Source organism: Butyrivibrio sp. MC2021 (genome assembly GCF_000621605.1).
Lineage (GTDB): Bacteria > Bacillota > Clostridia > Lachnospirales > Lachnospiraceae > Butyrivibrio.
The window spans coordinates 285,661-297,886 of the sequence record NZ_JHXX01000002.1; the positions used below are offsets into that span (position 1 = coordinate 285,661).

The window sequence follows — 12,226 nt, forward strand, 5'->3', positions numbered from 1 at the left end:
TGTATATTTATGTATTGGATTTCGGCTACAGATGCCGGGAGGCTTACTATGAAGATACACGTTGATAAGCTATACAAGGACGATAGATACAGCGAACTTCTGGGGCTTGGCATTCCCTTCAAAAAAGGCAGTCTTTCTGACCGCGACTTTGAATGTTTATGCATAAAAGACGACAACAGGAATCTTCCTGCCCAGTTCAAGATAACCTCCAGATGGGAGGATGACTCCATCAGATTCATTTATGCCAGATTCCTGGCGGATCTACCCGGTAATAAGAAAAAAGATTTTAAACTGGATAATGACAATAAAAAAGAGAGCTTTCAGGGCATCAAAGTAAAAAGGGACGGAAACAGCATAAGTATGCAGAATGATGTCCTTTCCTTCACTGTGCAGAATAACTCTGACAGACTCTTCTCCGGACTTTGCTATTTGGGGCAAAAATATGACGCCGGGCAGTTCGAGGGCCCCATCCTTACTGTGATGGGAAAGCACCTTGCTACTGTGTTTGATGAATTCAAAGTGGTTGAAACCGGCTCTATATACGGAGTTATTGAGGGAAGCGGAAGATTTGCGGATAGTACAGATGCTCTTTCTTTATCGGGGGAAGGCCTTAAGTTTACTGTGCGGATAGCCATGACTGCAGGAAAGTCATACCTGGATATCTCTGTAAGGCTCTTCAACTGCACTGAGGGTGATATCAGGCCGGATTCCTGGATATTTGCCGTAAAGTCATCCGCTGATGCAGAGCTTTCTTTTGAAAAAACTGAAAACGTATCCGGCGATAATGTGATAGAGACAATAGGAACCAAAGACCTTGAAGAATATGATTTTTCAGAGGGACATGAGGATCTTAAGGTCAGGACAGTAACAGGAAGATCCAATTTTAAGACCCAGTTCAAGATAAGCAAAACCGGTGAGAATGTGGCCAATACCATAACGGCGGAGAAGCTCCTTTCCGAAGCCAATGAGCAGTTCGCAGAGGTTTTGTACGGAACCTTTTTTGCGGATCTGACGGACAAGGAAAAAGGCTTTGGAGTCTGCGCCACTGTTTATCAGGCTTTCCAGAACTTCCCAAAGGCTGTGAAGGCTGATAAGAACGGCGTTACCGTATACCTTATTCCGGATCAGAAGGAGATAGCTGCGCTGTCCAAGGCAGACCCTGTGTTATTCACCTCCGGAATGGCCAGAGAGCAGAGATTTCTCCTTCATTTCCATGAGTGCGACGAGCCCCTGTATGAGCTTGATAACAGGAGCCTTATTTATCAGATGCCTGACGTTGCATATGTGGACCCTGAGGTTTTCGCAGAAGCCAAGGTATTTCCTGATATCTTTTTACCCCGTGAAAAACAGATCGATGATGTGGAGATAGAACTTATAGATAAGGCAGACACCCATACCAGATGCTATGGCATGCTGAATTTCGGTGACGGCCCGGATCCCGGATACACGGACCAGGGACGGGGCGGCGGTGACCTTGTCTGGACCAATAATGAATACGATTACCCCCATGCCATGTTCATGATGTACGCCAGGACCGGGATCAGGCGCTTTTTGGACTACGCAAGAGTTGCGGCCATGCACTGGATGGATGTGGATGTGTGCCATTACAGCCAGGATCCTCTGCTGATGGGGGGGCAGTGGGAGCACACCAGAAAGCATACCGGCGGATCCGTGAACGGAAAGGGCAATGCCGGTGTGATGGTCTGCAGCCACGAGTGGGTGGAAGGCCTTCTTGACTATTATCATTTTACCGGAGATGAAAGAGCCTATGATACGGCTCTTGGCATCGGCGACAATGTCCTCAGGCTCCTGGATACCCCAATGTATCAGGTGGCGGGAGAGAGCAGCGCCAGAGAGACCGGCTGGGCCCTCAGGACCCTCACGGCCCTGTATATCGAGACCCATGATAAAAAATGGATCTCGAAGTGCGACTGGATACTGTCTCAGTTCAGAAGCTGGAAGGAGCGCTACGGGGGCTGGCTTTCACCCTATACAGACAATACCACCATTAGAGTTGGATTTATGATCTCTGTGGCTCTTGGTTCACTTATGAGATACTACAGGGTATTTCCCGACAAAGAGCTGAAGGCCATGATGGTGGAGGCTGTGGATGATCTTCTGGAAAATGCAAGAACGCCCCAGGGACTTTTCTACTACAAGGAGCTTCCCAGCCTTAGAAGAAACGGGAAAAATACCCTGCTTCTGGAGGCCTGCTGCATCGGTTATGAGCTGACAGGGGATCCTTCATATCTGGAGGCAGGCATTAAGACCTTTAAAAAGGCCACGAGAGGTGACGACTCCGGAGCCGGTTTTGCCAAAAAGTTAACCGAGGATACGGTTATTGTGGGCAAGGGAGCACCGAAGGGATTTGCCCAGAGTTTTTACCCTATAACAAGCTTTTATACCATGGCTGTGAACGCAAATAAGTTGTTGGATTAACGATTTTATAATATAATTTATTTATGGAAATTCGGACACCTTTAATCGTTATATTGGTCTTAACGGTGCTGCTTGGTATATACGCCAGAAGGAGTATGTTGCAGCTTTCTTCAGCGCGCATTTTTGTAATATTCGTAGTAATGGCCTATATAAACATTGTTGGCGAGATTCTGGAGTGTCTTGTTTTCGTGTATCTGGACTCAACTTTTCTCACTTTGAGAAGGGCAACCCAGAATTTCTACGTCTCAACGCTATTGGTGGCGGCCTATCTTATGGCTGTTTATGCCTATTCCAAGCTGACTCTCAACAGACTGATTTCCAAAAGAATAGCATGCCTTATGGCAATTCCAATGGTTAGCGGCGTTGTGCTGATGCTGTTTGGAAATGTGAGATATGCAAGAACCCCCGACGGTATGTACTATAACTACGGTCCCGCCATAAATCATTGCTACTTCATGGGCTTTTTGTACATATTCGCTACTCTGATCGGAATCATAATTTACAGGGGAAGGATAAAAAAAGAGGAGTTCAGACCCATTGTGACGGGGCTTCTGGTATGGGCAGCTCTTTCTCTTTTCCAGTTCTTCAATCATGGAATTCAGGTTTCATCCATCGCCATGATGCTGATGTCCCTTATTCTTTTCCTCTCCATGGAGAATCCGAGAGAGTACTATGAAAAGTCGATTCAGAATGTTCTGAACCGGGATGCCTTTATCATGATGCTGGTGGAGAAGTTCAGCACCGGCAAGAGCTTTTTTATCCTGTCGGTTATTCTTACCGGAAAAAGCAACGTACTGACCTGGGCAGACAGGCAGGAACTTAGAAATATTCAGTCGGAGATAGCAAGACTTGCCCAGTCCTATGTGGGAACCGTGGCCTATACATCAGGCTGGAACACCCTGGATTTTGTGGTGTCGGATCCCAGGAAGGTTGAGGCCTTCATGAATCTTGTGAACAGCTTTAAGGATACCGGAAATATGTTTAAGACCACCTTCAGCGTCCTTGAAGTTCCGAAGTATACCAACAACATTGATGAGGCTATACAGATCCTTGACTATGTTTCCAACGATTACGTCTTTAGCCAGTACATCCCGAATCTTGTCATTGATGACAGCGTTGTGGACAAGATGATCTTCAGAAACAGCATCGAGGACATTGTGAGACAGGCGGTCAAGCTAAAGGCCTTTGATGTTTACTATCAGCCGATCCTCTGTGTGGCGGACGGAACCTTCTCCTCGGCGGAGGCTCTGGTCAGACTCAGAAGACCCCAGACCGAGAACTACATTTCTCCTGAGGATTTCATTCCCATTGCGGAAAAATGTGGTCTTATCCAGGAAATCGACGATCTCGTATTTGAGAAGGTGTGCTCCTTCATTTCCAGAGCGAATCTTCCAAGTTACGGAATCAAGGTGGTGGAGGTCAATCTGTCGGGAAATGAGGTGGTGGATGCCCAGACCCATGACAGGTTAAGGCACAAGATGGAAAAATACCATATCCCGCCGAATTTTATCAATTTCGAGATAACTGAAACCTCTTACATAAACAATGATGAGGTGTTTAAAGAGAACGTTAGAAAGCTCAAGGACCTTGGAAGTACCTTTTCCATGGATGATTTCGGATCCGGTTATTCCAATCTTCTGGAAATCCTCAAGATGGATTATTTCCTGGTAAAAATGGACAAGGAATTCGTCTGGAACTGTCTTGACCCGGATAAGCCCGAGAACATGAGGATGCTGGATTATACCATCAACTTCCTCAAGGATTTCGGACTTCATATCCTGGCGGAAGGTGTGGAGACACTGGATCAGGCCAAGCTCCTTATCGACAAGGGCGTCGAGTATCTGCAGGGCTTTTATTATTCGAGACCCATATCGGAAGAGGCTTATTTGGAGTTTTTAAAGGATCAGAAGGGACTTTTTGACAACGGAAAAAAGGAGAATAGCTATGAATGAAGGTCTTTATAATGCAGTATTTTGCTATGGTGAAAATCAGGTTGATCCGTTTTTGAATACCGCTGTGGACTTTGACAGGATCATATCCGACATGCGCCTGGTGGGATATGAGCTCAGTTCCTTTAACATCGCCCATCATATCGTGTTGGAGTTTGTGGACGATTTGATCAAGACCAAGGGCAGGATCATTGAGGAGACCATGGACATGGACAACAAGGATGATTTTTGCAGACAGAAATACGGTCTGTCCTTTAAGGATATCGATGCACTGGATCCCCGCCATGATATCGAATGTGATATTAAGAGCGGTAATGTTATCTTTTACCTGACTCCGGAAGCTATGCATAAGGAGGCGGAATATTTTACCTTGTTCAAGAAATATTTTGACGCATTTACAGCAAAAACAGGATTCAATTACATGAGCCACTAAGATGAAAACAGTATTGGAAACAGAGAGATTGATACTTAGAGGCTGGGAAGACGAGGATGCTGCCAGCCTCTTTAAATACGCCAGTGACAGGGAGGTGGGCCCCGCAGCCGGATGGCTCCCCCACAGGGATGAGGGCTACAGCCGGGCTGTGATAAGGACCATCTTTGCCAAGGATGAGGTCTATGCCATCTGCCTTAAGGACTATGATGAGGAGCCCATCGGAAGCATAGGGCTTACTCTGGAGGGAAGCCCGGAAAGGCCCCTGGACAGAGGATGCGCCGAGCTGGGATTCTGGGTAGGACGGCCCTTCTGGGGGCAGGGAATTGCTCCGGAAGCAGTGCGGGAGATGATCCGTCACGGCTTTGAAGATCTGAAACTTAAGAAAATCTACTGCGGCTACTTTAACGGGAATAATAAGTCAAAAAGAGTCCAGGCAAAATGCGGGTTTAAGTACCATCATACCAACACAATGTGCAGAGTTATCATGCTTGGAGAGACCAAAGTAGAGCATATCAACGTCATTACTGATGTGGACTATTGGACACAAAAAAGTCACAAATTTTACACCGGAAAAGTATTACAAAATTTGTAATATCGTGTTATAATTAACGCATTGAAAGAAGACGTGGACTGTGGGGGCAGTATCTCTTCAGTACACGTTTTTTTGTCCCTCGGGATGAAAGCGCTTTCACAATTGGTTGATTTTTGTTTCACAGTAAGGAGGAACACAATGCTGAATATTGGAGAGTGCGTTATTTACGGTAGTCATGGTTTATGTAAGGTTCGAGAGATCCTCGTACCGTCGTTTCTTGAGAGGGGAAAAGAGAAACAGTATTACATGATGATTTCCGCTGTTGATGCCGGAAGCGTTCTTTATGTTCCTGTAGAGGGCGCCGAGGATAAGGTACGTGAGGTCATTTGCGCTAATGATGCCGAGGGATTGATAGAAGATATCGAGGATATTGATGAGGCTGTACTGCCTGAGGGCAAGAAGGCTGAGCCTGTTATCCAGGATATCGTTAAGAGGAACGAAGCAGAAGAGATGATGGGTCTTGTTAAGGCACTTCGCAGGATCAAGGCTGACCGCGAGGCAGCAGGCAAGAAGTTTGCCGCACTTAATGAGAAGTATCTTTCAATTTCCGAGAAGCTCCTTTACACTGAGCTTGCGTTCTCACTGGAAGTTGAGAAGGACGAGATCAAGGAAAGAGTACTCGATGAATTTGCAGAGCTCTTCGTCTGAACATAATATTAAGGCTTGATATGGAACTGTCGCGCATGTTGCGGCAGTTCTTTTTTGTTTTTGTGTTAAAGAGTACAGGAAAAGATCCGATATATATAATGATACCCTTTATTCTGTGAATTTTGAGGTGCACATATATGAGAAAAAGAATTCTTGCGGCTTTTCTGGCAGCTGTGATGATTGCGACAGGTTCTGTGCCTGCCTATGCTGCGGAGACAGAGAATAATGTTTTAACTGAAAACGAAGAAGAAACTGTGCAGGAGGATGCTGCAACAGAGCTTGATATAGATGAGACGGATCTTGAGGCCCTGGAGGGCACATATATAATTTACTATTCCGGAAACGGCGGAAAGGGCTCCATGGCAGCCACCACCGCTGAGTTTGGAAAAGCAGTCAAGCTGTCAGCAAACCTTTTTACCTATGAGGGCTACAGGTTTGCGGGCTGGAATACCAAGGATGACGGCAGCGGCACCTATTACGGTCCCGAGGAAGAGGTCATAGATCTTGTCAGGGCCAAAAACGGCACCATAGTTCTCTATGCCCAGTGGATCGATGCTTCCAGCCTTGTGGTCACCTTTGATGCCAACGGCGGAAATGTCTCAGTTACCGAGAAATACGTAAGGATAGGAAGCGTCTACGGAGTTATGCCGTTGCCCACGCTGTATGGCTACAGATTTACCGGCTGGAGTCTTTCTCCGGATGAAAGTGAACTGGTAACGGAAACCACCACGGTTACTTTAAAAACAGACCACACACTGTATGCCAGATGGGCGGAGGATGAAGTGGTCCACATTTATGTAGGCGATGAAGAAGTTACAGACAGTGAGATTGATATTAAGCCCGGGGATGCAGGGGCTGTAACCCTGACTGCTCAGATAACACCTCTTACCTCGAAGCAGGAAGTGACCTGGAGCAGTCTTGATACAAGTAAAGTCGTTGTTGATGAAAAAGGCGTTGTGAAGGGCATTGTTCCCGGATATGCCTTTGTTACGGCCGTATCCAAGGAAAAACCTTCCAAGACCGCCAGGGTCAGGATCCATGTTATCTTTGCGGATCCCGAGAAGGTGGATGTCTCCGGAAATGATGTCATAAGAATTGGACAGGAAGAGAAGTACAAAGCAGTGGTTTCTCCGGTAAGTGCTTCCCAGACAGTGGAATGGAGCCTTGGAGAAGCCTGTGATGACAACGGAGAAATGGCTGATCCCGAAGAACTTGCGGATCTTAAGGTATATACATCAGGAAATACCGCATCCCTTACGGCAAAAAAGACCGGTAAGGTTACTTTGGTTGCTTCCTCTGAGGTAGACAGTATAATTTTTGACACTCTGGAGATAAGGATCCTGGCGGAAATAGCTGAGGAAATTAAAATTTTCCTGGCTGAGGGCTCCAGGGATGAGATAACAGTCGGTGAAAAAAGCTATCTGCAGGCAGTGGTGTCTCCCGCCACAGCCCCCCAGAACGTCAGATGGGAGAGTAATAACGAAGCTGTGGCCACCGTGGACAGCGAAGGCGCCGTTACGGGAGTATCCAGAGGCACGGCCTATATCTATGCCATTTCCCAGGACTCCGACTCTGTGAGGGGAAGCTTCAGAATAAGGGTAAATGAGCCTGAAGCAGTGATCTCATATCTGACGGTGGACGGCAATGTTGTTACAGGTGACCCCATCCCCGTTGATAACGGCAAGGGCCTCACCTTTATAGCCTATGACGCCTCGGGAAAAGAGGTAGATGTCACCTGGAGCGTTGAAAATGCCGACAGAGCAGGTAACGCATCCTATGCCACCATCAGCGGAAGAGGCTATCTCAAGGCTATTTTGGCGGATTCCTATGATGAGGTAATGCCTGTAAAAGTAACCGCCAGAGTTATAACCGGCACCCAGACAGCTTCTGCACTGGTGCATATCATTCCCGCGGGAGTAGCTATTAAGCAGATTCCGGCGGTCAATGTCTATTTTGACAAGACAACAGCAACTATCTATGCCAACGGAAGTACCGATAATTACATCAACCTGGGACAGCTGGTCCATGTGGTGGGAAAGAATAACGCTGAGCCCACCAATCCGGGCCTGGTCTGGACTTCCTCCAATACAACCGCAGCGGAGGTGGATTACTGCGGAGTTGTCACAGCTCTTTCCACCAACGGAAAGGCCAGAGCCACTTCGACGATCACCGCGACTACCATAGACGGCAGCGAAAAGAAGGCCACCTTCAAGATAGTAGTTGAAAACAGGCCTGTGGAACTTACCATTGTTTCCGCCAAGGATGAAGATGATATATACGCCAGCAGCAACGGAAATGTGGATTATTACTTCAGCAAGCTGACTCTGGGACTGGGTAAGAGCTTTACCGTCAAGTCCGTGATAAGTCCTGTGGTTGTGGACAATGAGGTTACCTTTAAGAGCTTTAATACAGAGGTGGCCACCATCTCCGCAAAGGGCAAGATCAAGGCTAAGAAAATAGGCTCTGCCATCATTGTTGCCACAACTAAAACCGGTGGCCTTACCGCATCCTTCAAAGTTACGGTCACATCACCGGCCAAAAGCGTAAAGCTGAATAAAAAGACTTTAAAGCTGGGAGCTGGAAATAAGTACCAGCTGGAAGCTGTTGTACAGCCCCTTCAGGGAAGCCAGAAATGCAGCTTTGAAAGCTCTGATACAGATGTGGCCAGGGTTGATGAGAATACCGGCCTTGTCACGGCTCTTTCCGAGGGAACTGCCTACATCACAGCCACAAGTTTTGACGGAAACAAGCGTGCCCGCTGCAAAGTTACTGTGGGTAAGCCTGTAAATAGCATAGAGATAACAGGAAAAACCGACTGTGTCGCCGAAAATAAGACCCTTAAGCTCATCCCGAAGTTTAACGGCGGAGAGCCTGAGGATGCCCCTATAAACAAAGAGGTGATCTGGTCCATCGAGGAGGGCGTCGGAAGCGGCGCTGCCACCATCAATTCCAAGACCGGCGTACTTAAGGGAATCAGCAAGGGAACCGTAAGGGTAAGGGCAACCTGCGCTCTGGACGGCACGGTTTACGGCATAAGCGATTATATTATGGTCTATGTCCCTGTGAAAAAGGCCAGTCTCAACAAGAAGTCTGTGACCATGTACGCCAATGAGATGTACAGACTCAAGGTGACCATAGTTCCTGATACCAAGGACAGTTCCAAGACAGCATCACTGCGAAAAGCTGTGACCTACAGTCTGCAGAATCCTGAGGACTCAGCCTATGTTACTGTGGATGCCTCCTCAGGCCTTATCACAGCCCTGAAGAAGACCTCCAAGCCCGTTGTGGTTGTGGCAACCTATACGCCATACGGAAGCAAGGAGAAGACTTTGAAGTGTAAGGTTACAGTGAAGTAGCACTTTACTTCCCTAAATTCCTGCGGATGTGGTAGAATAACATCTATGGGAAAAACAGAAGAATTATATTATACAAGTGCATATATTAGTGAGTTTGATGCGCAGGTTTTATCCTGCCATGAGACAAAAGACGGAAAGTATGCGGTGGTCCTGGACCGAACCGCATTTTTTCCTGAGCAGGGAGGCCAGAGCTCAGACACAGGAACTCTCACCGATGAAGGAGGAAAAGAGTACAAGGTCACACATGTGAGTATCGGTGATGAGATGGAGCATATGGTGTCAGAGCCTATAGCTCCGGGCAGCAAGGTCTTTGGCGTCATCGACTGGGCTCACCGCTTCAGCAACATGCAGCAGCATACCGGTGAGCATATCTTCTCCGGAGTTGTGAACTCGGATTTCGGATATAACAATGTGGGCTTCCACTTAAGTGATAATGAAGTCACCATGGACTATGACGGTGTTCTTACCAAAGAGGATATCGCTAGGATCGAGGACAAGGTCAATGCCGCCATCTGGGAAAATATCGAAGTTATCGCGGAATTTCCCGATTCATCCAAGCTTGCGGAAATCGATTACAGAAGTAAAAAGGAACTGGAAGGGGACGTCAGGATCGTGACCATTCCGGGCTATGATGTTTGCGCCTGCTGCGCGCCACATGTGGCAAGAACCGGCGAGATCGGTTTTCTTAAGGTTGTGAGCCTTCAGAACTACAAGGGCGGCGTCAGAGTCAGCATTCTCTGCGGCAAGAGAGCTCTTGAGTATCTGAGAAATGAGCATGAGATCTTAGGAAGTCTTTCCGGAATGCTCACCACCTCTGCGGACAAAGTTCTTTCTTCAGTGGAGAAGGCCTTTGAGGAGAACAAGAGCCTTAAGGCGGAGCTGACAGGGGCCAGGGAAGAGCTTATGGAATATGAGCTTTCTTCCATAGACAAGGATAAAAAGGACGTTATCCTGATAAAGAATCAGGATGTGGACGGCAATCTTATGAGAAAGACCGTCAACGCCCTTACAGCAAGACACTCCGGAGTCTGCGGCTTTTTTGCCAAGGCAGGAGAAAACAGCTGCAAATATATCATCGCATCCGGAGCGGACAAAAAGGATCTTAAAAAGCTCCAGGAGCTTATGAAAGAGAAATTCGCCGCCAAGGGAGGCGGCAGCAGTGCCATGATACAGGGCAGCATCAGCGGGGCTTTGGTTGATGCGGATGCGGTTTACGACTTGATTTCAACGCTTTAAGCTTTTTTACCAAAAAGATGAGGACTATGAAAAAATGATTGCTGGAGATATAAATGAGTTTAAGCAGGGGTGCAAGCACGCTGTTCCGGTGTGTCTGGGATATCTGGCTGTGTCCTTTGCTTTCGGAATAGAGGCTTCAAAGATAGGCATGACAACCTTTCAGGCCGCTATGACATCGCTTCTTAATGTAACAAGCGCCGGTCAGTTCTCGGCTCTTGAGGTAATTGCCAGGAACGGCAGCTTTGTGGAACTGGCGATTTTGCAGCTGATAATCAATCTGCGGTACATGCTGATGTCCACTGCACTTTCACAGAAGCTCAAGCCAGAGGTCCCCACAGGACACAGGCTTGCCATATCCTACGGTGTCACCGATGAGATATTTGCTCTCAGCGCTTTGAGAACAGGAGAGCTGTATCCTCTTTATTCCTATGGACTTATCGTCACTTCGGTTTTCGGCTGGGTCATGGGAACAATCCTTGGCTCCGTGGCAGGACAGCTCCTGCCGGAGAGGCTTATCAGCTGTCTGGGTCTTGCTATTTACGGCATGTTCATAGCTATCATCATTCCGGACACCAGAAAGAGTAAGGCAGTTATGGCTGTGGTTATAAGCGCCATGGTCCTTAGCACAATATTTACCTATGCTCCGGTTCTTAAGGCTATTTCCGGAGGCTTCAGGATCATAATCGTAACAGTGGTGGTTGCGGCGGCAGCTGCTCTTATCTGTCCCAAGAAGGAAGAGGAGGTGCAGCGATGAGCAGAGTTTATCTTTATATTCTTTTGATGGCCGTTGTGACATACCTTATAAGGGCCCTTCCCCTGACTCTTATCAGGAAGGAGATAAAGAGCCCCTTTATCAAATCATTTTTATACTATGTACCTTACGCGACACTTGCGGCCATGACATTTCCTGCTATACTTAGTGCAACAGATTACATGGCATCATCCATCGCCGGATTTGCAGTGGCGCTGATACTTGCTTTTAACAAAAAGAGTCTTCTCACGGTGGCGGGCTGTGCCTGCGCTGCGGCCTTTGTGGTTGAGATTTTCCTGAGAATAACTTGATTTAATATAGGAGATTTGCAATGAGAATAGGAATGGGATATGATGTTCATCGCCTTGTGGAGGGAAGAGACCTTATCATCGGCGGAGTTAAGATTCCTTATGAGAAGGGACTTTTGGGACATTCTGACGCAGATGTTCTTTTACATGCTATAATGGATTCTCTTCTGGGGGCAGCAGCTCTCGGAGATATAGGCAAGCATTTTCCGGATACGGACCCCAAATTCAAGGGTGCGGATTCCATGGCGCTTCTTCGTGAAGTGGGCAGAATGCTGAAAGAGACCAGCTTTGTAATTGAGAACATTGATGCTACAATAATTGCACAGGCGCCCAAAATGAGACCTCATATCGATACCATGAGGCAGAACATTGCAGATGCCCTGGGGATTGATGTTACACAGGTTAATGTCAAGGCGACAACAGAAGAGGGTCTGGGCTTTACCGGAACAGGAGAGGGAATTTCCTCCCAGTCCATTTGCCTTCTTAAATAAATAGATCAGTATGGAAAAATAAG

Annotated in this window: 10 protein-coding genes; all 10 read left to right on the top strand. The window is 47.2% G+C overall.

What is annotated here, in order from left to right; all coding sequences use genetic code 11:
- The first annotated feature begins 48 nt into the window (after positions 1-48).
- The 10 genes from T359_RS19655 to ispF all read left to right on the top strand — a co-directional run bounded on the left by T359_RS19655 (position 49) and on the right by ispF (position 12,203).
- Positions 49-2,439: a hypothetical protein gene (locus tag T359_RS19655; protein ID WP_035783916.1), complete on the top strand. Its 2,391-nt coding sequence runs from the start codon at positions 49-51 to the stop codon at positions 2,437-2,439.
- Between the two features lie 95 nt (positions 2,440-2,534).
- On the top strand, positions 2,535-4,391 hold the full coding sequence (locus T359_RS0107185) for an EAL domain-containing protein (protein ID WP_026516883.1): 1,857 nt from the start codon (positions 2,535-2,537) through the stop codon (positions 4,389-4,391).
- Entirely contained in the window at positions 4,384-4,821 is a 438-nt protein-coding gene (locus T359_RS0107190; protein ID WP_026516884.1) for a hypothetical protein, read from the top strand. Before T359_RS0107185 ends, T359_RS0107190 begins: the two co-directional genes overlap by 8 nt.
- 1 nt (position 4,822) lies before the next feature.
- On the top strand, positions 4,823-5,413 hold the full coding sequence (locus T359_RS19660) for a GNAT family N-acetyltransferase (RefSeq protein WP_035783917.1): 591 nt from the start codon (positions 4,823-4,825) through the stop codon (positions 5,411-5,413).
- Positions 5,414-5,551: 138 nt separating this feature from the next.
- Entirely contained in the window at positions 5,552-6,061 is a 510-nt protein-coding gene (locus T359_RS0107200) for a CarD family transcriptional regulator (RefSeq protein WP_026516885.1), read from the top strand.
- Positions 6,062-6,198: 137 nt separating this feature from the next.
- Positions 6,199-9,417, top strand: coding sequence for an Ig-like domain-containing protein (locus T359_RS0107205; RefSeq protein WP_026516886.1), 3,219 nt, complete (start codon positions 6,199-6,201; stop codon positions 9,415-9,417).
- A gap of 45 nt (positions 9,418-9,462) precedes the next feature.
- Positions 9,463-10,653: an alanyl-tRNA editing protein gene (locus T359_RS0107210; protein WP_035783923.1), complete on the top strand. Its 1,191-nt coding sequence runs from the start codon at positions 9,463-9,465 to the stop codon at positions 10,651-10,653.
- Between the two features lie 34 nt (positions 10,654-10,687).
- Positions 10,688-11,407, top strand: a complete 720-nt coding sequence (locus T359_RS0107215; protein WP_026516888.1) for an AzlC family ABC transporter permease — start codon at positions 10,688-10,690, stop codon at positions 11,405-11,407.
- On the top strand, positions 11,404-11,715 hold the full coding sequence (locus tag T359_RS0107220) for an AzlD domain-containing protein (RefSeq protein WP_026516889.1): 312 nt from the start codon (positions 11,404-11,406) through the stop codon (positions 11,713-11,715). The genes T359_RS0107215 and T359_RS0107220 overlap by 4 nt, the downstream gene beginning before the upstream one ends.
- A gap of 20 nt (positions 11,716-11,735) precedes the next feature.
- Positions 11,736-12,203, top strand: a complete 468-nt coding sequence (gene ispF, locus T359_RS0107225; RefSeq protein ID WP_026516890.1) for a 2-C-methyl-D-erythritol 2,4-cyclodiphosphate synthase — start codon at positions 11,736-11,738, stop codon at positions 12,201-12,203.
- The last annotated feature ends 23 nt before the right edge of the window (positions 12,204-12,226 follow it).